At 50.7% G+C, this 22,074-nt stretch carries 24 protein-coding genes and 3 pseudogenes; 11 read left to right on the forward strand and 16 right to left on the reverse strand.

All coding sequences use genetic code 11. The features are described 5' to 3' along the window. The 4 genes from NUV89_RS16640 to NUV89_RS16655 all read right to left on the reverse strand — a co-directional run. The coding region (locus NUV89_RS16640) for a hypothetical protein (protein WP_257782193.1) at positions 1 to 342 on the reverse strand (342 nt) is incomplete at its 3' end. A 221-nt stretch (positions 343 to 563) separates the two neighbouring features. Further along, complete coding sequence (gene mobA / locus NUV89_RS16645) at positions 564 to 857, reverse strand: plasmid mobilization protein MobA (protein ID WP_232922896.1); 294 nt, start codon at positions 855 to 857, stop codon at positions 564 to 566. A gap of 178 nt (positions 858 to 1,035) precedes the next feature. Beyond that, positions 1,036 to 1,308, reverse strand: coding sequence for a type II toxin-antitoxin system RelE/ParE family toxin (locus NUV89_RS16650; protein ID WP_198719183.1), 273 nt, complete (start codon positions 1,306 to 1,308; stop codon positions 1,036 to 1,038). Further along, positions 1,292 to 1,516: a DUF6290 family protein gene (locus NUV89_RS16655; RefSeq protein ID WP_024652684.1), complete on the reverse strand. Its 225-nt coding sequence runs from the start codon at positions 1,514 to 1,516 to the stop codon at positions 1,292 to 1,294. Before NUV89_RS16655 ends, NUV89_RS16650 begins: the two co-directional genes overlap by 17 nt. A 530-nt stretch (positions 1,517 to 2,046) precedes the next feature. Here NUV89_RS16655 and NUV89_RS16660 point away from each other — a divergent pair. The 4 genes and pseudogenes from NUV89_RS16660 (at position 2,047) to NUV89_RS16675 (ending at position 4,249) form a co-directional block, all read left to right on the forward strand. Further along, entirely contained in the window at positions 2,047 to 2,310 is a 264-nt protein-coding gene (locus NUV89_RS16660; RefSeq protein ID WP_198719184.1) for a hypothetical protein, read from the forward strand. Positions 2,311 to 3,357: 1,047 nt separating this feature from the next. Next, a complete protein-coding gene (locus tag NUV89_RS16665; protein WP_234451414.1) occupies positions 3,358 to 3,699 on the forward strand; it encodes a GIN domain-containing protein in 342 nt (113 codons plus the stop codon). Between the two features lie 18 nt (positions 3,700 to 3,717). Next, positions 3,718 to 3,989, forward strand: a pseudogene (locus NUV89_RS16670) (CopG family ribbon-helix-helix protein). Then, positions 3,989 to 4,249 (forward strand): annotated as a pseudogene (locus NUV89_RS16675) (type II toxin-antitoxin system RelE/ParE family toxin). The pseudogenes NUV89_RS16670 and NUV89_RS16675 overlap by 1 nt, the downstream one beginning before the upstream one ends. Before the next feature lie 23 nt (positions 4,250 to 4,272). On the opposite strand, the gene NUV89_RS16680 reads toward NUV89_RS16675, so the two are convergent. The 5 genes from NUV89_RS16680 to NUV89_RS16695 form a co-directional block, all read right to left on the reverse strand. After that, positions 4,273 to 4,515 (reverse strand): hypothetical protein, encoded by a 243-nt coding sequence (locus tag NUV89_RS16680; protein WP_198719173.1) that lies wholly within the window; start codon positions 4,513 to 4,515, stop codon positions 4,273 to 4,275. Between the two features lie 1,086 nt (positions 4,516 to 5,601). After that, on the reverse strand, positions 5,602 to 6,894 hold the full coding sequence (locus tag NUV89_RS16685) for a replication initiation protein (RefSeq protein WP_198719174.1): 1,293 nt from the start codon (positions 6,892 to 6,894) through the stop codon (positions 5,602 to 5,604). A 210-nt stretch (positions 6,895 to 7,104) separates the two neighbouring features. Continuing rightward, complete coding sequence (locus tag NUV89_RS29955) at positions 7,105 to 7,314, reverse strand: ribbon-helix-helix protein, CopG family (RefSeq protein ID WP_374684506.1); 210 nt, start codon at positions 7,312 to 7,314, stop codon at positions 7,105 to 7,107. Between the two features lie 307 nt (positions 7,315 to 7,621). Next, positions 7,622 to 7,981, reverse strand: coding sequence for a hypothetical protein (locus NUV89_RS16690; RefSeq protein WP_024652702.1), 360 nt, complete (start codon positions 7,979 to 7,981; stop codon positions 7,622 to 7,624). Further along, positions 7,972 to 8,622: an AAA family ATPase gene (locus NUV89_RS16695; protein WP_198719175.1), complete on the reverse strand. Its 651-nt coding sequence runs from the start codon at positions 8,620 to 8,622 to the stop codon at positions 7,972 to 7,974. Before NUV89_RS16695 ends, NUV89_RS16690 begins: the two co-directional genes overlap by 10 nt. Positions 8,623 to 8,719: 97 nt before the next feature. Between NUV89_RS16695 and NUV89_RS16700 the strand changes: the two are divergent. Then, a pseudogene (locus NUV89_RS16700) lies at positions 8,720 to 9,058 on the forward strand (integrase); the annotation flags it as partial. A 76-nt stretch (positions 9,059 to 9,134) separates the two neighbouring features. Here the strand turns inward: NUV89_RS16700 and NUV89_RS16705 are convergent. Both NUV89_RS16705 and NUV89_RS16710 read right to left on the reverse strand, forming a co-directional pair. Then, on the reverse strand, positions 9,135 to 10,091 hold the full coding sequence (locus NUV89_RS16705; protein ID WP_257782194.1) for a tyrosine-type recombinase/integrase: 957 nt from the start codon (positions 10,089 to 10,091) through the stop codon (positions 9,135 to 9,137). Continuing rightward, positions 10,088 to 10,960 (reverse strand): TIR domain-containing protein, encoded by an 873-nt coding sequence (locus NUV89_RS16710; protein ID WP_094951737.1) that lies wholly within the window; start codon positions 10,958 to 10,960, stop codon positions 10,088 to 10,090. The genes NUV89_RS16705 and NUV89_RS16710 overlap by 4 nt, the downstream gene beginning before the upstream one ends. 479 nt (positions 10,961 to 11,439) lie before the next feature. Here NUV89_RS16710 and NUV89_RS16715 point away from each other — a divergent pair, with 479 nt between their 5' ends. Next, positions 11,440 to 11,982, forward strand: coding sequence for a hypothetical protein (locus NUV89_RS16715; protein WP_232923474.1), 543 nt, complete (start codon positions 11,440 to 11,442; stop codon positions 11,980 to 11,982). Positions 11,983 to 12,617: 635 nt separating this feature from the next. Here NUV89_RS16715 and NUV89_RS16720 read toward each other — a convergent pair. Then, positions 12,618 to 12,740: a hypothetical protein gene (locus NUV89_RS16720; protein ID WP_257782195.1), complete on the reverse strand. Its 123-nt coding sequence runs from the start codon at positions 12,738 to 12,740 to the stop codon at positions 12,618 to 12,620. A 465-nt stretch (positions 12,741 to 13,205) separates the two neighbouring features. On the opposite strand from NUV89_RS16720, the gene NUV89_RS16725 reads away from it, so the two are divergent. Beyond that, on the forward strand, positions 13,206 to 13,595 hold the full coding sequence (locus NUV89_RS16725) for a type II toxin-antitoxin system RelE/ParE family toxin (protein WP_198719176.1): 390 nt from the start codon (positions 13,206 to 13,208) through the stop codon (positions 13,593 to 13,595). Positions 13,596 to 13,645: 50 nt separating this feature from the next. Here the strand turns inward: NUV89_RS16725 and NUV89_RS16730 are convergent, their stop codons facing one another. From NUV89_RS16730 to NUV89_RS16740, 3 genes are all read right to left on the reverse strand, one after another. Continuing rightward, the gene (locus tag NUV89_RS16730) at positions 13,646 to 13,957 is read right to left on the reverse strand and encodes a helix-turn-helix domain-containing protein (protein WP_024652696.1); all 312 of its coding nucleotides are present in this window, start codon (positions 13,955 to 13,957) and stop codon (positions 13,646 to 13,648) included. 808 nt (positions 13,958 to 14,765) lie between these two features. Continuing rightward, on the reverse strand, positions 14,766 to 15,281 hold the full coding sequence (locus tag NUV89_RS16735) for a hypothetical protein (RefSeq protein WP_024652695.1): 516 nt from the start codon (positions 15,279 to 15,281) through the stop codon (positions 14,766 to 14,768). A gap of 36 nt (positions 15,282 to 15,317) precedes the next feature. Continuing rightward, positions 15,318 to 15,797 carry a helix-turn-helix domain-containing protein gene (locus NUV89_RS16740; protein WP_024652694.1) on the reverse strand — a complete coding sequence of 160 codons (480 nt, stop codon included), beginning with the start codon at positions 15,795 to 15,797 and terminating at the stop codon, positions 15,318 to 15,320. Between the two features lie 784 nt (positions 15,798 to 16,581). Here NUV89_RS16740 and NUV89_RS16745 point away from each other — a divergent pair. Then, positions 16,582 to 17,439 carry a hypothetical protein gene (locus tag NUV89_RS16745; protein WP_198719177.1) on the forward strand — a complete coding sequence of 286 codons (858 nt, stop codon included), beginning with the start codon at positions 16,582 to 16,584 and terminating at the stop codon, positions 17,437 to 17,439. A gap of 261 nt (positions 17,440 to 17,700) precedes the next feature. On the opposite strand, the gene NUV89_RS16750 is transcribed toward NUV89_RS16745, so the two are convergent. After that, positions 17,701 to 18,711 carry a hypothetical protein gene (locus NUV89_RS16750; RefSeq protein WP_198719178.1) on the reverse strand — a complete coding sequence of 337 codons (1,011 nt, stop codon included), beginning with the start codon at positions 18,709 to 18,711 and terminating at the stop codon, positions 17,701 to 17,703. 260 nt (positions 18,712 to 18,971) lie between these two features. Between NUV89_RS16750 and NUV89_RS16755 the strand changes: the two genes are divergently transcribed. The 3 genes from NUV89_RS16755 to NUV89_RS16765 are packed head-to-tail and all read left to right on the forward strand — an operon-like array spanning position 18,972 to position 22,006. Then, positions 18,972 to 19,298 carry a hypothetical protein gene (locus tag NUV89_RS16755; RefSeq protein ID WP_198719179.1) on the forward strand — a complete coding sequence of 109 codons (327 nt, stop codon included), beginning with the start codon at positions 18,972 to 18,974 and terminating at the stop codon, positions 19,296 to 19,298. Beyond that, positions 19,295 to 21,466, forward strand: a complete 2,172-nt coding sequence (locus tag NUV89_RS16760; protein WP_198719180.1) for a DotA/TraY family protein — start codon at positions 19,295 to 19,297, stop codon at positions 21,464 to 21,466. The genes NUV89_RS16755 and NUV89_RS16760 overlap by 4 nt, the downstream gene beginning before the upstream one ends. 36 nt (positions 21,467 to 21,502) lie before the next feature. Continuing rightward, entirely contained in the window at positions 21,503 to 22,006 is a 504-nt protein-coding gene (locus tag NUV89_RS16765; RefSeq protein WP_198823051.1) for a hypothetical protein, read from the forward strand. Positions 22,007 to 22,074 lie beyond the last annotated feature (68 nt).

Raw genomic sequence — 22,074 nt, forward strand, 5'->3', positions numbered from 1 at the left:
GATTTCGTGTTCAGCCAGCCCAGATCGACGCTGTTCCAGGGCAGATTCTGACGTTAGCATCGAGTGCTCCAGCTGCTGCTGTTCGAACAAACGCCCCAAGAGAGCTACCTCACCTTCAGATTCCAGAGATTGAAGCTGTGCTGGGCTCTCAAGAGCCCAGCGGTCCAGAATTCTCCAACCGCAGAGGTGAAAGGCTGGTAATTCGCGTACCGTCCTTATCGTCGCGGGCATTAATACCCCACCAGCGATCGACAGCGGTGGTACGGCATTAGTGAACATGCTTGCCTCCGTGTCGACGCAAATAAGAAATCGTCTGATAGTTTGCGCGGAAAAGTCGTTCATGAAAGCCACCACCCCGCATCAGCTCTTCTCGATGCTCGGCTGCAAAACCTAGCCTAGCTAGCTCAATATCATCACCGAAAGCCACAGCCCGATTAGCGGATCTCATCAATGCGTTAGCTTGCTGTAACCGCAGAATGTCAAACCGGTAATCCGGTGCGCGAATAAGATGAATAGCTCCCATGACCAACCTCCATATTTTACAATTTAACGCAATAACTCAGTTACTTACTGAGCCTTACGATTGCAGCTTTCACCTCAACAAGGATCTCTGCATATTCTTTTGAATGCATGCCTCCGCTTTCCTTGAACAGGTGTTTTTGCAAACCAGCCAGCCGCCTCAATTCGTTGAGAATGTGACTATCAATTTTGCTTTGAGTACGCCGACCTAAAGCCGCTGCGAGCATGAATTGCCCAGTGCTTTTTCCGCAGTCGTAGGCTTTCTCACGAACTGCCGCTTCTTCATGCTCAAAACACCTAACAGATGGCAACCATTTGGTTCGCCGTTGCTCGTTCATTCTCATAGCCTGGTACTCGGCTGTGTATCGTTCTTAGAGCGTTCGGCCAGCTCGGCAAGGAGCTCTGGCCGCAATACCAAATCTTCTCTATAGGTGGCGCAGCGGGTGAACTCTTTGGCTTTCCTTTTAGGTTTCCAACGCTTCCACAAGCCCCACAGATTCCAGCGCTTATCGTCCTTCATCGTCTGTACCCTCTCTGCTGACTGCTGAGTCGTACGACCAAAATGGTTAAAGTGGCGTCCTGGATGTTGGAGACGATGCGATAGTCTCCAACTCGGTACTTCCAGAGCTCGCCCCGCTCTGAGCCTTTCAGAGCGGTTCCAATACTGCGTGGTTCGCCTTGATTGGTGATACGTCCAACAAGAAATTTCAGAACGTCCTTTGCTGCATCGTCCCCAAGTTCTTTCAGTTCCTTTTCCGCTGCCGGATCAAATTCAATCCGCCAGGTCATAGGACTTAATCACGTCTTGAAGTGAAATCGTTTTGCTACGGTTCTCACGCACCTCTCCCAATCGCTGCTCAGCCAGGTACAGATCCTCTAGGTCATCAATGTGCTCGAGGATGGCCTCACGGGCATAGAAGGTCTTAGTGCGTCCTGTACGAGCAGCCAATGCTTCTAGGCGCTCCTCTATTTCCGGGGCAAGACGGATAGCTAACATGGGACCCTCCAAATGATTGCTATACAAGTATAGCGTAGCGTTAAGGTGTGGGACTGCCTATCGCAATAGTGCCGTGTAAATAGCCGCTTTCGGGCTACCAAAGCAGGCTCACAAAAATTAGCTTAGGGGTCTCGGGGCTTGCCCTGAGCAGGGAGGTAGGCAGCGCAAGGGAGTGAAACGACTGCAGCGGGGCCGGTTGTGAGGACGCCATTTATGGCGGTAGCACAAACCCTACCCTGTCCTGCTTCGAAAAGCGTGTTTAGTGACAATAATCGGTGAACCTGGAAAAGACATTCCGAAAACCATTTACGATCAGCTCGGCACCACGAAAAATGACATCCAGATACAATCAGGGAGAAAAATCGATTTCAACAAAAATGAAAAATCTACGGACGTTTGACGCGAGGAAATGCAATACCATAACGAAAGACAGAGTAATGATAGAAGCATTACTGCTAAAATGGTTGAGGGGATCATCATCCGTATGAAAAAAAGGAACAAAAAAAATTTAAGACAAAGGTAAAATTGTCGTGATAGATATAAACAAATCAAATGAGCAGTTACAAAATCTCGAATTGGCAGAGGACTTAATAGATACCGTCTTCGCACTCGCTTCCGAGAAGCTTTATAAAGAAGCCGGAAATGATGAAAAATCAATCTTTCATTGGCATCATCTGATGACGACAGCGAATAATGATCGACATACGTTGAGGATTGAAAAAAGCAGTGCTGTGAAAGCGATTGTTGAACGCTACAAAGCGTTGTCAATGCAATTAATGCAATCGGAAAATTGATACCGTGAAGGACCTCGCAGTGCACGTGCCTGGTTCATGGGGACAATCAAACACCGAGTTGACATCGAGAAGCCCAGAAACAACAGCACGACCTGGCGGTCGTGGTAGTTATGATGTAAGCGTGACGGAATGGCTATCAGGGTTTAGCACCTCCACCGAAGCCTATGCACACCCTATAAGAAGGGCTATCACCAGCATGTACAGGCGGTTGAGGAGTGTCTCCGTTCAGCAGGAGCGAAACACCTATAACAATATAAAGATTTACTTTTGATTTTTTATTCTTCTTCGACATAATAATTACACCTCGTTAGTTAATGTCATAAGCGCACTCCTCTGTAGTCATTCGGTATGAATTAACGTCGCGTTATTTGCTTACTTAAAAAATAATATATTGCGGATTTGCAAAAGTCAATATACTACATTAACAACCGACAACTTCATATCTAACTTAATGAAGCATTAAAGCACATTGGCAGCCAATTATTTCTTCGAAACAATAGAATACGGACCAATGTTTTCGGGAGGTTTAATACCGTTCACGTCAAGAACAGTCTGCTGATACAGAACACCCATACCTATCACCAAATATAAAACAATCCGACGAGCGGCATTACCCAGATTAATTTTGCTTGTGAAGTTTGCTTTGACGGTTATCTCTAGTTTGCACATTTGCGAAACTCCTAGTTGGCTTGATGCGATGGTATCTACATGAAGTACGTCTCGCAATACCCTCGAAATTCCTGCACCAAGTCATACCTAAAGAGAGCCTATATACTAACTAAGTTTGAGTTATGACGTATTAGCTTGGCTATGAGCGTCTAAGGCCCTTAAATACAAGGTATTGACGGCTTTGCGAGCTTCGAGAATGAGCCTTTTCGATTAAGAGTACCTATAGGCTAAATTTTTTTTCGTCCCCTTGGTCAACAGGCTTTAAAGAAGCCACACTTATTCGGCATCGCAATTTCATCAGGTTAAAGACGAATCCGCTCGACCTCATCACGCTGCGTGGTATAGATCGATGCACGGTTCGCCATGGCTATCTCATGAATGGAGAAAGGATTCCGGCCATCGCTGCGCGACGCGATACCGAGTAGTGCAAACACCGCTTCCCGCTCCAGGACACAAGATCTGCACATACGCGCTCCGAGCAATGGCCATATCATTAAAGGGGGAAGGATTCCGGCTATCGCCTGCACAGCGCGATACCGAAAGGTGAATGTCCTTGACGCGGAGGTGGCTGGATCTGGTGATGTGGACGCCAGTGAGCTGGTGGCTAAATCCGCAAAACTAATGGTCGCTGGCTCTGGCGACATTGTGATCCGTGGCAACCCACCGATTCGCGACCATTCTGTTGCGGGTTCTGGCGACATCAAATTCAATAAAAATTAACTCGGGAGCAACCCTGTCATGGCAACCACCGCAAAAACCCGATCCGTCACGGCTCACGTTCCTGTGCAACTTGCAGAAAAGGTCGATTTGATGGTTGTGCGCATGGAGCGCTCCAAGAACTGGATCGTCAAACAAGCTCTGTCCGCCTGGACCAGGAAGAAGAGCGTAGCCGCCTGACCCGTGAAGCCTTGGCCGACGTTGACGCAGGTCGTGTGATTGACCACCAAGCTGTCCAGGCTTGGGCGGATAGCCTCATCAGTACCGATGCTCCGTTGCCGGTGCCGCGCTGATGGAATTGAAGTGGACAAGCAAGGCGCTTTCCGACATTGCCCGGCTATATGAATTTCTAGCAGCGGTAAATCAGCCTGCTGCCGCACGAACCGTTGCCCCGACCACGCTGCTGGCCAACCCACGAATTGGCGAACGACTGGAGGAGTTTGAACCACGGGATGTTCGCCGAATCTAGGTAGGCCATTACGAAATGCGCTACGAGATAGTGGATTCGACTATCTACCTGCTGCGTCTGTGGCACACACGCGAGGACCTCTAGCATCGGTAAGCGCAACAGTCCGCTCAGCCATATCCAGCACGCGCATCGGCGATGTATCTCAGTGCGTCGGCTTTGCGTTCAGCCGAGCAGTCGGCGTGCCTCACCAACGTTTCACAGAAACCATAGTCTGCTTTTACCAAGGCGCGCAGCAAACCCGTGCACAACAGAACTTCATCGTCGTAATCGTCCTGCAACTGCTGATACTGCGCTTTCAACTCAGTAATACGTACTTCAATCTGTTCAGAGGGGTTCTCGATATCGGCCATGTCGTGGGGAATACCTTTCGGGACTACACATTGGTTGCCAAAACGCTCAGCAATTCATTGTAGACCATGGCCTCTAGGTCTTTTGAAGCCATACGGGTGGAGGTGGCCAGGCCTGATCGGGACTAGAGCCCAATACCTTAGCGTACGATTTTTTCCGAATTCTGTAGGCTCCCCGAACAGAAATGTCGGCGATATACGACGATGCTCAAGGGTAAGGGCACCGCGTAATTATCCCCCTACAAAAACCTAGAAAGTCAAAAACCACTTCAAAAATTGGCAGACACAGACTTTTCAGGGGAAAAGTCGAGCTCTTCAAGCTCAGTGAGTCGCGGAAAACCCGCCGTATAGATAGAAAATGTCGGTGATATACGACGTCTCTTGCAACACGCTGGTTTCAGGGAGGCTCTGAGCTTAAATGCGTTGCGATTCCGTTGCTGCCAAAACCCAATCCTTAATTGACGCTTTTTAAGCCTCTGCGTAGGATTGATCACAACCATAACCTCCACGCCTCGGATGGGCTCCGGCCCATACTGCGCACCAGGGGGTTTCTTTTTGCCTGTAGAACAGTCAGCTAGACGCTAATGGTGCACGTCCAGCAGCCACACAATGGGTGGATAAGAGCTTCAACAGAACGCCGGAATCACACCGTAATAGCCTGTATCCCTTACAAAGGAAGCCCGCGGCCAGGCAAAAAACAGTAGTTTGCTGACATTTACGATGCGTGCAGAAACTCTCCTACGTTTGCGCTGCAACTCCAGCATGCCGGTGTCAACCAACGCGCTTGCGTCGGTGCTCATACCAGCACACAACGTCTTGACCGCAGCGAAACACTCGCACTAGATCTTGGCCAATTCAAACAACGACCAAACGTGTAAACAACCAATCCAGTAACAACCACCGTGAACTCGGACGCTCTGTATTGAAATCTGGGCGAGCCAGCACATCTATACCCCACACATTTCAACGGAAGGCGCATCTAAAGGCTGTCGGACAGACGATCCTGACTACAGACCAATGCTGGACCTGACAGCACAGCAGCAATGGCAGTACGCATGAACCAAGCCATCAGTACAGCACTCCCCGGCACTATGAAGAATCCTCACTTTGAGAGCTCGAAGCAACAAGATCAAGAGCGCCCCCAGCGGGGGCTGTTACCTGATGTACACCATATGTAACATCCGTCAGAGCTATGCCATGCGAGGGTGTCGAGCCTTGATCGCCGGTAGAACTTGGGGAAAACGTCTTTGACACGGAAGTGGCCACCAGGACCGAAATGGTCTGCGGCCGGGTGACTTCATTCAATACATGGCCATAGTTGGCCACCGTTTGCCGAGAAACGCCTGCGAGGATGGCTATAGCCACCTGGGTGAGCTTTTCCCCGCGTTCCTGGAGTCCTCGACACGCTGCGCGGATTTTCGACTCGGTCGACCTGTGTCGCAGCTCGTGAGTGCGCTTGGCGGCCAGGCTCTGCCGCTCTGCCAGTGGTAACGACTTGTCCAAGGCCATTGCACCTCGACAGCACCTGGTGCTGCCTTGGTAGCGCGTCCACGTCCACCTGGCTACTGACCTGACTGTTGCCCTCACTGAAGACAGCATCAAATCCTCGGAAAAGCCGTTCCGAGCAAATTTGTTGTGATTATGTGCAAACGCTTCAAGTCGCCGCGAGAACGAGGCCAGGGTTCCGCGTTCGCGCTCTTGGTTGACGATGCTGTAAGCGAAATAACGTAGCTGCTCAAATAGAACGCAGTGCCTGGAATGGGGCAGATCTTCCAACTCGGGCCCCGTTTTCCAGGGCGACACCTGCAGCTCCACATAATCGGCGAGTTCACCCAGTTCATAGACATGGTTATGCAGCTCAGAGGTCGACCACCACGGATGCCCTGGCGTCTTAGCGACTGGCCCGCTGTTGTAATCCGGGTCAGCCTTTAAGCGCAGCGCAAATGCTGCGTAAACCGCTTTCATGTACTGAATCGGCTTGTCGCGGGCATTTTCGGTCGTACAGACTGGAGGAATGGCATAGAACAGATGCGAGTGGCCGTTGTTCCTGTTACGCACGACCAGATTCGGCGGAGGAAGGCCTTCGTCATCCCAGGCAAGAGAGTTGGTGTGATCGAGATCGAAGATCAGCCAGGACACCATCCCACGACGATTGATCTGCATATAGGGGTAACGGATCGCGTAGTCGCGTGGACGTACCAGCGTTGCAGTCTTGTTATCGCTGCAGCGTGCGAGATAGGGTGCCTCGATGACGATGCGGTTAAATGCCGTACCATCCTCGGAGAAATGCGCCGAAGGCGTGTATGCCCCGGCAGTTGGCAGGCATTGCAGTCTATCGTCCAGCTGGACGAACGTACCTTGCTTTTTTGAGGTGGAATCCATTTTCCCCGCCGCTCGGCGGCAAACCTCTTACGGATAGCATTTTGCAACTTGCAAGAAGCCGCGGTGCTAGCCATAATCAGCTCACCTTGTATGTGAACAGGTTTCAGCCCCGTCGAAAGAGCAGCCTGTTCGCGTTTGTCCAGAAAGCCCGGTTACCAGCCGGGCTTTCTGGTTTCTGTAATCTGGTTTACACCACCAGTGTCTCCATGTTCATTTCCCTCGCCCTACCGCACGGTCTAACTCCAACCTAAATTGCGGATGTTCTTCACCTGCATCCAACTCGTTTAGATACCTATAGATCGCTTCACGGAGCATCGCAGACGTGGTTGTCCCACGAGCCCTCATAGCGGCGTCAAAACGTCGCTTTATCGACTCTTCCACTTTCGTGGCCATGATGGAAGATGGCGCGCTCGTACTCATGGGTATCCAGGTTAAACGGTTAAACTCCAGGCCAAGAATATTGGTTTAACCGTTATACGTCAAGATCCTAAAGACCCATTTTTATGACTCGTAATCACTAGAATTCCGGTATCAAAATTTTTTTACCAGGCATAAAAAAAGGCCGGATTTTCTCGGCCTTTTTGAATCGTCGATCATCCCTGATTAGCGCTGCAGCCCAATAAAAACAAGGGCTCTGTGAAAATAATCAAACCCGGTAAGCAACTTACGTACGCTAAGCAAGTGAAGTAACTTATTTGTGTTACGTAAGTGAATTAACTTAAACACGTTACTCCTCTTGCGTAAGTTCCTCGATGGGTTCGGCTCTACTCGCACGCTCAAGCAGCTCCAGCAACTCAGCCTTATCCAGGTTCTGCAATGCAACAATACCCGCACGAATCACATCTGAACGCGTAGCTCGAAAATTCCTAGGGGTAAGCGAAATCTTGTCGATTTGGCGGTTCACATCTTTTGAGAGCGAGAACGTCGTTCGTACAAACGTTGAAGAAGTCTTCTTACGTCGGCGTTTTGGTTCAGGGTTAGCACCCACTGGCGCATCAGCTATGAATGCTTGCGCAGCAGCTTCGACACTCATTTCAGGAGCGTTCTCATTCATCCGGGACGGCCGAGAAAGATTTTTTAAGCCCATTTTGTGCTCCCCCATAGCTCAGTCGCTAGGGATTCAATTTCCTCTTTGGCCCGAGGGTCAGACCCACTCTCCAATACGGAACACCCATCTTCATCTGCGTCGTCGTAAACGTTTCGCGCAGTGGTGATGGCATTCAAAGGGATGATTTCGAAGGACAAGCAAGCGTCTTTTGCGTCCAGAATTCTTTGGACTTGACTTGGCAACGCCGGGCATTGCGTGATAACGGCCCGTATCGTCAGATCAGGATTAACTGCGATGGCCAACCGCGCCAGGTTTTCAACCTTAGGAAGCGTCTTCAGGTCTCTCCGCTTGGGTCGAAATGGGATGAGCATATGAGTCGCTACCGTCATTGCCGATCGCAGTGCTTCTGAGTCTGCCCCACCTGCATCCACTACAATTTGTCTATATCTGCCGCGCAGATCGAGCAGGGTTTGACGAATGTTTCCATGAGCTTGCACAACCGGTATCGGCGGGAGGTCGCCCTGGTCATTCCGTTCAGCAGCCCAATCAGCCGTCGTGCCTTGAGGATCTGCATCAAGCAGCAAAACGTCACCACCGCGGGCCTTGATCCAGACAGCTAAGTTTTGAGCCAAGCAGGACTTCCCACTGCCCCCTTTTTCCCCGCCCAATAGCAAAATCATGCTGCTCCGCTCCTCTAGATAGACAACTAAACATAACTTACATAAGTTATTTCTTTTACGCAACGTGTATAACTTGCAGAAAACTCGTGCATAACCTAAGACTCCTAGTGGAGGTGTTCGGCTAGATAGATGGGCGAAAGCACTGCTCGACGGGCCGGATGAAACAACGAGGGTAGCGCGACCGGGCGATATTAACTGTGCCTCTCTATCACGGGCTGCGCCGTGAAGAAGCGCAGCTGCAGGTGAGCGACATTCAGGATCGCCGAGGGTCCAGCACCTGAAGGTTCACGACAAGGGCGGGAAAGTAAGGTACCCGCCGTTGCACCCGGTCGCAGCCGGGTGCATTCACCAGTACCTGGAAAGCTCAGAGCATCATTTGGCGGGCAGGAAGTTACCGCTACCGTTGCGCGGTAAGCTGACCGGTACGAGCATGACGGATACGGTGAGTTCTACCAATTTCAGGTTTGTTAAAGCGGGTTGTCGACGCATTTTTATTGCTATGACCAATTGGATCAGACCCTGATCCGCTCCACCTCATCCAAGCTGATTTCGTCGCGGCGCCGGTCATAAAGCTGGGTAGTGCGAGTAGAGGCATGGTTGGCCATCGCCGCCGCGTTCTCCAGGCTGCCGCCGCTTTTCAAATAGGCGGTGATCCCGGTAGCCCGAAAGCTGTGATTGCCGATCTGCGTTTTAATACCTGCGGCCAGTGCTCGCCGGCGCACCATGGCATGCGCATTGGCCTGTGGTAGGGCCGTAGCACTCAATTGTCCGGTACCGCGTCCAATTGTACGGAACAGCGGGCCTTTTAGATCCGCCTCGATTCCCGTCTGAACCAAGTACGCGTGCAGGTATTCCTCTAAAAGATGATGGCAGGGCATCGCGTGCTGTTTGCCGCCTTTCTCCCGCAGTCGCACCCAGAGCCGTCGATTTTGCGTGTAAACGTCCTCGATCTTCATGCTCAGCGCTGCACCTACACGGGCAAAAGAAAACACCATCAACGCAATCAGCGCCCGATCCCGCAAACCTGCCGGCGTGCTGATATCAATACTGTCCAGCAGCTCCCGTGCCTCATAGGGATCTAATACAGGGGTTTTGCCTGTACGCGCTGTATGACTGGGCCCGCGTACGGAGGCGGCGGGATTATGGGGCACGACCTGCCCCACCACCAGCCAATCAAACAGATGCCGAATCGCCGCCAGGCGTTGTTTGACCGAAGGCGCGGCCAAAATTTGTGTCTGTCGCTCGATCCAAGTCGCCACATGCAATGGGCCCACTGCGACCAGATCGGACACCCCCATGGCCTGGCACCAGCCCAGAAATTCGTTGGCCGCCCGCGCATAGGCCCGCCGTGTATTCGGATTGCGGATGGCTGCGCTGAAGAACTCTATAAAGCGCAGTTGCGCCCGTTCGCCTGTCACAATGGCCGGTAGAGTAATTCCTGAAGAAGGCAGAGCAAGCGGCTGGCTCACGCCCGCATCACCTTATTCCAGTCGATAACATGCCCGGCGGCTTCGAGTTCACGGCTCAAGGCTTGCTTCCAACCATTGCCGTCCATGGACTCCCACACGACGCCGGCGAAATCACTGGGAATCTCCACAGTGCCGCGCTTCAGCGCGCACACTTTGTCGCGACCCAGACGGCCGAGGAAATAACCCAACTCGAGCAAGACGTTCTGCCGGACTCTTGGCTCTGGTTTGCCACCTTTGACGCTGCCCTCATCGTCTGGCGTCAGCAGCACCACGGCAAAACCCACGTCCCCATACGTTTCGATTTTCTCCATGACCGTACCACCCCGATTAGCTTGCTCATGCAAGATGATCGGCTCGAAGGCTAGCTGCATCAGAAAGCGTGCGACAGTTTCCCGCGCGCCTTCATCATGGCCATGCACTACAAAAACCCGGCGTGAATACGTAGACGGCACAATGGCAGGCTGCTCAGGCTCTGAGTTCTCCTGAAGGTATTCCAAGTCGTCCTTCAATGAGCTTTGCGCTGTCTTTAGCAAAGCGATTGAGCGAGCAATATTCTGTTGTGTCGGCGTTTGATAGTCGACGTGCTGAGAGCGCCCATCTATCGAGAAAGTCATCGCAACGTGCTGCAGCTTCGTAGCTACCGAATAGCGCTGATAGGCGGATGTATTTTCACCAAACGCGCGCTCTAGCGTTCCTGCGATGGATGCTGACAGGGCATTCAGCTCCGGGGTCGACCTGATCACCGTTCTGATGTCGAAATTTTCCAACTCGACGATCCTCTCGTCGATACGTTTGATAGCCCATTCGATTTCTCGAGCAGACAGTTCCAATTTTGCAGCCGCAGGTGCAGGAGGCTTTGCTCGGGCCATCGGATGAATCCTTTATATATGTGATAAAGGACATTATCACATATAGGTATCGCATCTGCATCAGCGGCGGGAGCAGTCCCAATTTGGGAATAGGTCGTCCAGCTGTAGCAAACAGCCGCCGGAAATTTTTGCCCAATTGAGCAAAAAAGCTTCCTGCCGGGACGTGGGGAGTGAGCGTTGGGATTAATAACGCAGCACCGATTATGACTTGGACTTTACCCGGTCTGGGCATTTCTAGATTCAGTCAGAGTTCTGGAACGAGGTCAGCGGCAACATGCTCACGCGCCTGATAAAGGCTGGTGACACGTCTGAGGTGCTGTTAGCGATCGCGCTCGAACGTGACCTGGGTCTTAAAAAGCTGAATGGGAAAGTCGGCCCAAGGGGGCCATTTTTTTTGCCTGAAAATCATCGCTGGGGCTCGTGGCACGTCTGTCGTGACAGCAGCATGGGTCAACATTCAGTGATTTTCAGGAACACAAATGGAACGCCCAAAACCCGATGTACAATGCTTGACTTATAACGCACGAGCGGTCGCGATGAGCTGGACGGATATCGATAACAATGGACGTGTTTACAGCATGTCGCACCTTCAGCCATTTTCGCACGTGTTTCGGATCGATGACGTCGACATTACAATTCACTTTACCTTCGGTTTTCACTGTTTTACGGACGAAAAAGGCGATGGGAAGCTGATTTTTAATAGGGGCGAGCGCCGGAATTTCTCTCCTTCGCGCTGGGAAGCCAGCAAAGAGCTTCAGCCCTGGGCGCTGAAGCGCATGCTCGATGCCCATGTCACGATGCATATCGATCAAAAAAGACAGCGTCGATATTTCGCGATGGATTTGTACGACTACGCGCTGATTTTCAATATCACCAAGCCTGAAAACACCGAAAACACGCTTAAGATCATGATGATAACGGCCTATCCCGTGGATCAGTGGGGCTGGTCAAGCCTTCCAAAGGGAAAAAAGCAGAACCTCTCGTGGGTTCTTGGCCAGCGGGCCAAAGGGATAACGCTATGAAGCAAAAAGCCCCCGGCGCTTGCGCGTCGAGGGCTCTTTGTGAATCTCGTTAAAGGTCTACCTTTTCACGCATAACACGCTTATCCAGCCTAGGCTCGGAGAGGCATTTCAGCCTCCGGATCGACACCCCTTTCTCAAGGTTCCAGTACGTGCCGACAAGCTAATAATAGCAAGAAAGGTGACAACTATGTCAACTATTCGAAGTGCGCCATCTTTCGGTTCCTGCAGGATCACAGGCCCAAATTACGCTCCAGAAGATTTTCGGCTAGCACCTCCAGCTGCTGGCTAGTTGGCCCTTCTCCAAGGCGTTTACAAACGTGTTTACGCCAACGCAGCCCGATCCGAATTTCGATAGCCAGCGCTGAGATAGCTCCTGTCACCAGCGCCGCGCTCTGAGTCACACCAATGCTCAGCTAACCGAGGAACCTGCGCACAGGCCTACTGCCAGCCAACCTGAAGCTGGCCCGGTTACCATAAACCTCGTTATTGGTAGTCAGGTTACCCCCCCCCTTTTCGCCCCTTTCCTCGGCTTCTTTTTCGGCGGATGTGCGGTCGTGAACACCGTCCGCCATTGGTAAACGCAAACCGCACCGGATCCGGTGGGGGTTCCTAATGCGCCCGTCCTGGGCAAGTGGTCAGTAGTTGCCGCCTGGGGGCCAAGCCTCCGGTTCCTTACGGTGGGCTCGCCAGGCCATGAACACCAAAAACGCCAGGGTCAGGAAAGCGGCCGCTTTGAGAAAAATCAGGTCGTCGGTCATGCAATTGCTCCTTATCCGGCTCTTATAGTTGGCCGGTCATTTCAGATTGCCTAAGGAGCAAAACCTGGCGCAACAACCCCGACGAAGTTTTTGCTAGATAGGCAACCAGGACCTATTCCAGCGCGATAGGTCGGGCGAAGGATCTTCGCCGCAGTAACGGCCGTTCCCGAGGGTTTATATGTCTATCTGCCGCGCTCAGCGAACTGCGATCAATGTCGCGCGGACAACAATCAGACAAATAATTTGACGTCAATTAAATAAAAGCCGTAGCAGCGTAGAAACAGTTGGTGATTCTTATCAATTCTGATAATGTAGCCGCACTGGCATAGTACCGTCTACGACGACGGTGCTTAACCCTCAGCTGTGGAAGCTATTAGCCTTTCGACTGTGCCAGTTAACCCAAACCTTAAAGGTATTGAAAAATGACTAGTTCTAGACCGACTCCCCACAACTATGAGGTATCCCATGCCCCCCCACAAAAACGAAAACACCGACACCGCAAGTAATTCCCCTCGCATCGTCAAACTCTACCCTGCAAAGGCAGTAGGAAAGGACATGGGGGCAACACCAGAAAGAGAACAGAGCAGATTTGTGACTAGTCTGACTTTGCTCAGCAACAACATGGAGCCAGCTTGTACCGTCAGCCCTTTGAAAGCCTTGGGCCCCAACGTGTACGAACTCAAGGAAAACGGTCGGCCGGCATGGCGATGCGTGTACTACACGGGTGTGAAGGGCGTTATATACGTGTTGTACGTGGCAGAGAAGACGACAAACGGCGTAGACAGGCAGTTGATGTCAACCGTGGAAAAACGCTTGAAGGCTTTGATAGCTGCGATCAAAGCGGGTGATGAATAGCAGGCGGGAAAATAGAGCGCGGCCAGGCGATCTATTCAGAAGGCGACGCTTCACAGCGTCGCCTTTTTTACGTTCATCGTCAGCGGTTGCTGCCGATTATCGGGGTCGAAATCCACATCCAGCTTATAGCCGATGCGCACTAACATTTCGATCAGCGCGTCGATGGAAAATTTCTCTAAGTGACCTTTGAACAGGTTACTCATTCTTGGCGGGCTGACGTTCAGTTCCAGGGCAGCCTCTGACTGAGTCCATTGTTTTTCGCGTATCAACTTGATCAACGCCGCGAACAGCTGCACTTTCAGATGCTTCATGTTGTATTGCACGGGATCAGCCGTGAACAGCTCGAATATATTTTGGCTCATTTCGGTAGTCCTCCAACGCAGGGGAGGTTATGTCTCTCGGGGCTTTGATATGCAAATTCAATCGAATAATTTGTGGATAATCATTATTTACGATGTCGGGTCTGGCGGAGGTTATCAGTTTTGATAAATTGTGCAAGCGATTACAAGTAAAACCATTTGATTTTTTCGACCGGCGGGCCGTAGAATGCGCGCCGCTTTGACAGCCAAAACCCTAAAAAACCTTATAAATCAATAGAATATAAAATAGTTAGGGTGATTTTTGTCGGCTGACCAGAGCCCGGGCGATACATTTTTTACCATCGGTCCGTGCCCGGGCAGTGATGAAATTATAGTAAAGCTGTACGTATGTACAGTTATCTAGGCATCGCATAGCCAAACCTTGGCCCCTTTTGAACCCTGATTTGACGCCGGCTTGCGCGCCGTGACGAGCCTTCCTGAGCCAGCGCTTCAACGCATGGTGCTTGACCTGGTGCGCGCGCAGGGCGCTGGCGGAGATAGACGGCCTCTATGAGGTCATCCACAAAGCATGGCGCGAAAGCGTCGGGTGATCTGGCGGCGCCGAGACATGCTGAATTGATAGCATTTTGTCGCTCGGGGGGAGGCATTAGGTACCGCAGGGGGGGGTAAATGATTGCATTTTGTGGGTAGGGTGCTTACCATTAACCTTGACTACGCAGACAGCAGAAAATTTGTCGGCGGAGCTGCGAAGACCTGGCTAGCCATGGTCATATGAAGGGAAATCGCAAGACGTATGGGTTGTTCTGCTTCAGTGCAGGAGACTTGTCTTCGAGGCCGTCCTTCCTCGTAGTCAGCTAATATTTCGGATCTTGGCCTCAGTCGCGTGATAGGCGGTGACTGGGGCCAAGTACGTTATACCCCCCGCATTACATACTTTTACGACCGCCAAGGCGTAATAGCTGCCGTTACCTACTCTGACCTTCCTGCCCGTATTGAAGAGGATGCCTTGGGCATTCTTAGGCTTGTTCAGCCCTACTTGGCTGTATGCGCAATAAGCGTTTGCCAGGATCTCCAAAGCTTCAACTGGTGTGCAGTTGTCCTTACTTTCGCGAGCATCCAAAGGATGAGCCACAGCTTGAAGGTCAATCAGAATCCCCCGGCGATTGGGTACTGGCCAATGCTTTTCGCGGCAGATTCTCTTGATTCGATCAAATTGCTTTGGAGTCATCAGGTAGGTGAACTCCGGAGCATGCTGAACCTGATTTAGCGATACGCCTGCATTTCGCATGTTAATGACTACGTTCATCAGTTCATGAAAAGCTTCCGCTAAGCTCTCATCCCCCCACTGGGTAGCGGTTTTTTTCATCGTCGTACTTCCTTAGCGCTCGACGACAGAATCGTCTTATTTGACCAATTCCAAAGCGATTGGCTTTTTAGGCTTTGCACGGCCGTCACCGGTAGCCTTTTGTTTTTCACGGGCATCCACCATAACCTTGGCAAAGGGCGTTGCCGCCTTGATGATGCCTTCGAATGAGTAGCTGTTTGCCAGGTTGCCACCTAGCTTCGACGTTCGGGCATGGCGGGTGATGTACTCTTTTTTCTCAAGCTCCGCGATGGAACGCTGAATTGTTCGAGGAGTTACACCAATCTTTTTGGCCAAGGTTTCCTTGGTCGGGAACGGATCGTTGCCTGCATGCCACCAGTAACCAGCCAGGTGCAGGATGATTACCACGTCCAGGTGTTTGAGCCCCAGCTGTTGCGAGCACTCAAAAAGGACATTGGGAATAGCAGTCCACCCGGCGGCTACTAGATCCTTACCCCACCGCTGTTCGATGGCCTTGTTTTCCGCTGCTATTGGTTTCTTGGCTTTTGCTGTAGTCATCTCCGTGCCCCCCATTATTTATCGATGGCGAGAGTATGCTGGCTCAAAATAAGGCTGACAACGTCAGGGGGGGAGACGCCTGTGTCAGCCTCCTTGGTAGGTTTACTGTGTCTCGATTGGCTGAATGTGCTTAACGAATAAATGTTCTTAACGGTGGGTATGTTTTGGGAGTCGACACTGTCTCCTGGACGGAGAAGCACCTGTCTCCCAGTAGGGAGATTTAGAAGCCTCCCCTCAGAGTCAGAAAGGTCTCCCTCCCCCATCTAAAAAAAGTGATTTTTTTCAAAAAAAGCACTTTTCTTAGTTTTATCTGCACGGCCATGCCTTCCACCGAGAACTGATGTACTGGGCGATCTGAGTTTCGGATGCGATTTTCGGCAGATTCATTTCAGTTTGCTGGGTTTGAAACTTGCACAAAACGGTCAATATCATGCTCGCGATGCGCTCCCAGTGGATCTTTTCATCTCCAACTTTTTCGACCAAATAAAGCAGTCGACGTGCGTCCATATCGTTTTCGACATAGACCCCATAGTGTGGTCGGCCGGCAAAGCGGCTAGAAACGTGCTTTCGGTCATAGTGATGCCCTGTAGGGGGCCTTCCAAGTGACTGAAAGGCCTTCTGTGGGTACGTACCCAACGTTGGTGTCCTGACATTGGCAATAATGAGTGTTCACTTGTTTACCTTCCCGTACGAGTCGCTTTCGACCTTGACAAAATAAGTCATTATGCCGACATTATGACCTCAAAGAAGGCAAAATGACCTCATAATGCCGACGAGGTGGTAAATGGCTAGACTTTCGATCCGCGACTTTCCTGACGATCTGCACCAACAGCTGGTCCGTGCGGCTAACAAGCATGAGCGCTCTCTTGAAGGAGAAACTCGTTATGCACTCGCTCGGTATATTGAATCGCTTCATCAGCCTCAACCTGAGCCTGCACCGAGGCGGGAAACCTGGCAACGCCAGACAGGTAAGCGCCTAGAGCAATTGTTTGATCGCCTACGCGAAGATGATGTGTTTGCTTGGGGTGAACGCCACGATGTTCCGCATCTAGCGCAGGCCCTGGGAGAAGTATCGCCAGCGCCACTGATGGACATCATAGATGGTCGCCTAGCCTTATCCTTCGAGATGGCCGAGAAGCTCGCCAAACGTTTTAGCTGCAGCACCTCCTGGCTCCTCAACGGTGCGGGTTCAATGTTCCCTTATCCCGAAATTGGTGGCTCATATACTGAATTCATCGAGCCTGCAAAGGGGGTCCTTCCCATTACCATCAAGCTTGTACGCATCTGTCAGGAAAAGGCTGCCGACGGTAGCTCAGGGCGACATGATGGAACGCTCTTGATCTTTCGCATTAAAGACGGGGACGCGCACATAGAAGCCGGTTACAGCTCAACTCGCTTCTATCTCGGTGATGGCATGGGTGCGGGCGGTCAGGGAAACCTCAAGGATTTCGTGGGTTATCTCAATAAAAACGAAGATGTTAACTTCAAGGCGTATAACTTCTTCAAGCCCCTAGAGCGCGAAGAAGCGTGGGGCCATCATCCTCAGTATTTTCTGAAAGGCGCGGAACCTGCGGGTTGGCTTGAGCCTCTGCTTCGGGGCGTCTCACCTGGGAATATCAAGTGGGTAACGGATAGCGTGTGAACTCCCGAAATAAATACGTTTTTTGGGAAATTGGGGCAGCCGCCGCAGCTTTTTGGCAAAAGGCTACCCAGTTTCCCAACTCTTGCTGACAGTACACAAACCTATGCTTAGCCCTGCACTGATTACCCGCCCTTGATTTTTACGCTCTGTGCAGCTCATTCTGACTTGTATCTAGTCTTTCTGACTTTTATATGTCTTCCTTACTTATATGAGTCATTCTACGTGTATCTTCATCCTACCTATATGTCACTTACCTAGTATTTAACCAGAGTATAGGACGCCCTTCGCGCACATAGCAGCGATAGCGTCGTCGACTCTGGACCAGTCAAGCTCGACTCCCCTGGCCGTTTCCGGTGTTGCGCACCGGAATCTGAGCCGCCAGATACCGATCACTTTCTCTGGATCTGATGGCAGATAAAACCAGCAGCCTTCAGGTTCTGAACGATCGTTATCCTTGTGCACGTAAAATCCAACGCCAAGGCCACACGCGGCCTCTAGCAGAGATGAATCAGCCCCAACGGCGTGGAAGTCATTAACACGGATTGGAGTCCTCTCACCGTCGATGCTTATGGAGGTCACAACCTCATAAAAAAGGCCCGTACCTTTCAGCAGATCGAAGGCCTTCCAGAAAACGTGGCTGGCATCCTTGCCGTTTACCTGGTCGCCCATGCTACCGACTATCTTGCTGATAAATTTTGTACGGGCTGTGTCGTTGGTAGGCTCAGCAGTCACCAGAAACCCTTCACCCTCTGGGCTGACTATATGATTCCAATGTCGCCATATTTGCTGGTAATCAACTCCGCCGAACATTTCTAGATCGTGCATTACATAGCAGTTAATCAGCAGCATAACGGCGCAGACGACCACCTCATCAGCGGCCCCTTCTTTCAATAAGCGACCAATGCCATCCGCATTCCCTATCCCATCTATCAGGGCGTGAGGAATATTCACAGTTCCTTGGTGCTGCATCGCCCATCGGGCCTGATTGGGTGGTAACCCTGCTGCTGGCTTCTTGATCAGCCCCATGCCGGCTAAGGCGTTAACTATGCCTGTGGCCATAGGCGTTCCACAGCCTGTCAGCACCCTGACCTTCTCCGCACCGGCACCCGTCAGCATATTAGGGCCACGGCCGTCTAAATCCCTCATGGTGGTATGCCTGGCCAACCCTAAGTACGCCAGTAGCAAGCGAGGGTCTTTTTTAGCGTTAGCGATCAGCTCCAGTGCTTCAAGCGATACCGGCGAAAACTGCCCTGGTTTTGTACCTTTTGTCATTGCCCCCCCTTGGCATTACGCCTTTGGCTGCTAACGATTTTTTGTACTATGACATGAGTACAAAATAAGAATAAAAATTAAGCCCTCATAAACCCCTTTAATTTCGGCGCTCTTAGAGCATCTAAATTCCGTACATTGCAATTATACGGAAACACAGTAACGATAGAAATATCTATTCTAGATATTCTTGTACAACGACCTATAGGAAACTTAAAATAAAGGTATCTATACCGGCCTGTTTCCAATACTGGGGTACAAGAATGGAAAATCGCGAGCAATTGATAAAGGATCAAAAAACATCCAAAAGATTGATACTTTTTTTTGTTTTATTCTCAACCATCGGTTTAATATTTGGGTGGCCATTCGCAACGCCTTACGTATTCGTTATGCTGAAGTACAAAATGTTTTGGGCAGTGATGACGTTAGGAATTGTTGGGTGCGCATTCGCGGCAGATGGCAATCTCTGGTTGCTCCGAAACCCAGGGAAATCACCACGAGATTATTACCAGCGGAAGCATTGGTGGCTTCATGTCTTCAACTGGGAAATTAAGCGGGAATTCCCAGAAACGGAGGCTGCAGAAAAGTGAAACTATCCAGACTGCTTTCCTTTATTGCCTTTGTTTTTTCCTGTGTTGTTGTGTTGCCTGTGTTTGCGGAAGGCACAACAATTGGTGAAATAACTGCCGCATCCAAAAAAACTGGCGATTTGTCCCGCCAAGCTCTTGCAACTATCTATGGCGACGTAGTTAACAACCCTCTTGCCTCCAGCGAAGCTGGCGGCGTCGATACTATTCTAGCCAGTATATTTCAAGTACTTAATGGCGCTCTCCTGGTCGTTGGGTCACTATGGGCCTGCTATATCATCTTTCGGAAGTTAACTCGCACGGCTCACGATGGCGCTGTGTTCGACAAGCAAAATACAACGGTCTGGGGACCTGTACGAATAGTGTGGGGGTTGGTTTCTTTAGTACCTACCGCAAACGGGTGGTCTCTTTCGCAACTGCTTATGCTTTGGTCCGCATCTACTATGGGCATAGGTATTGCCAATTTAAGTACAGATGCCGCCATTAGTGCCTTTGAAGATGGGAAAGGAATGGTGGTGCAACCGGCCATGCCCAGCACCCTCCAGCTTGCCCATAATCTGTTTGAGGCCAATATCTGCATGCACGGCATAAACGCCGGTCTCGCTGAGGCTGCTGCACAAGGCGGACTTGTCACACAAGGCGGCTACGTCCAGCAGGTGCCGACGAGCTCCGGTTTCACCCTAAAAAACAAAAGCTTCATATGTGGTGGAGCCGATATCAATGCGGATCTCGAAGCCCAGTCATCATCGACAAACTGGTTTTCCACCACGATTGATACCTCACAAATCCGTAAGGCGCATCTCGACGCTTTGGTGGCAATGCAAAATACGATCACCAAATCAGCTCTCAACTTCGTTAATGAAGTTGTTCAGAAAAAGAATGGTGCTGGAGATATTTCGGATGTCGAAGGGGTGATTCAGTCCGCCGCTCAGGCTTACGAAATTACCGTTAACCAAAGCGTCGGTACTAAGCAGGGAGATATTGAAGCGCTCGCAAATCAGATGAGCACGAGCATCACAGAGGCAGGATGGTGGTCACTAGGCGCCTGGTATCAAACATTTGCCCAAGCCAATACGAAACTGACTGATGCCGTTGCCGCCAAAGCTGGCTCATACGGCCCTTCATCGGGTGGAGACCCTGCTATCGTCAATCTTTATCAAAGCGCGATGGACGCCTACGCGGTGCAAAAGAGTACAAACACCAATGCAAATCCTTTGGGCGCAAACGGTTCTCAGGGAACCGAAACAAGCAAAGTGATGAGCCACCTTTTTGCTCCGATGCAGAAAATAACAACTTCACTGGTAACGGACGTTAACTTCAATGGAGAGCAAGGCGGTCAGCTTAACCCGCTCATCAAGATGAAGAACCTTGGTGACACTCTCATGGGAACAGCCGAAGTTGCCGTAGCTACATACGGCGGTTTAAAAGCTTTGGAAAGAGTTACCGATGGCAACAGCGCTGTGGGGCTAACGACAAAGTTTGTAAATTTCTTCTCAGGAGGATTGGATGCTGGTAAAGGTTTACTTGATGCAATGTCCCCATTTATTATAATGGCGATATTTGCGTTATTTCTGCTTGGCGCGACTTTATCAATATACCTACCAATGACACCTTTCATTATTTGGTTCGGTGCAGCAATTAATTGGCTTGTTGTCGTTGGAGAAGCAATCATTGCAGCACCGCTTTGGGCTTTTACCCATCTTGGCGGTGAAGGTGACGGTATGGGCCAGAGAACGGCACACGGTTATCTATTTCTCTTGAATTGCATGTTTCGACCTACATTGATGGTAGTCGGATTTTTCTTGGGCGGAGCTATTGTGGTTGCGGGCGGCACGCTACTAAACAACCTATTTGGAATAGCCATTGCAAATGTTCAGTACGACTCCATGACAGGAATTTTCAGCGCTCTATTCTTTGTCGCGGTTTATTGCTCTATGTGTTTGAACTTAATCCATAGCAGTTTTAACCTGATTTTTATCGTACCAGATCAGGTCATAAACTGGGTAGGTGGTCAGGCATCCGCTACTGTAGGTCGGGACGACAATGACCGTACACGGCAGGCCATCTCGGTTTTCGCTGGAAAGCTAGAGCACATGGCACCTAAGTCTGGCATGCCAGGTAGAAAGCCGGGCAATAGCAAACCTAGCGGTGGAGATGGCATTCATGGTTAATGTGCTAATTAATTATATTGTTTACGGGAGTTAATTATGCTTTCTTTAATTACGATTATTCATTGGCTAGGAAATATTTTAAGCCTAATCATAATATGGATAGCAATCGCAATTATTTATAATAGCCACGCTCTATGGCCGTTTGGACTGATCGGTCTAACCTTTGTCTGGATGTTTGGAGGCAGCTGGCTCATCAAAAACTTAAAGAGTCGCTACGCGAAGCGACTGCATAAGCTAGTTATGTCAATCGCTGCGGCGGGCTTTTCAGCCAAGGTGCAGATTTCTGATGAAGCGGGCCGCCGCTACGTGGGAATAGACCCAAAAGCAGGCACGGCAGTCTTGATCGACGAGTACAACGGCATCCGCAAAGCCATGCCACTCTCAGAAATCACAGAGTGGGCCACCGACATAACCTCAGGGAAGCACTTTCAGCACGTCATATTGCGCTTTAAAAATTATGACTATCCATCAATAACCATACCCGTGCGAACGCACGATATGGAACGCATCACATCGCAGCTGATAACCGCAATGGGATAAAAAAACCGGGCTTTAAGCCCGGTTTTTTTATCCCATTTGAGTGGGGATTTCGTTCAGTACAAGGATTT

The sequence above is a fragment of the Pseudomonas sp. 18.1.10 genome (assembly GCF_024655625.1).
Classification (GTDB): Bacteria; Pseudomonadota; Gammaproteobacteria; order Pseudomonadales; family Pseudomonadaceae; genus Aquipseudomonas.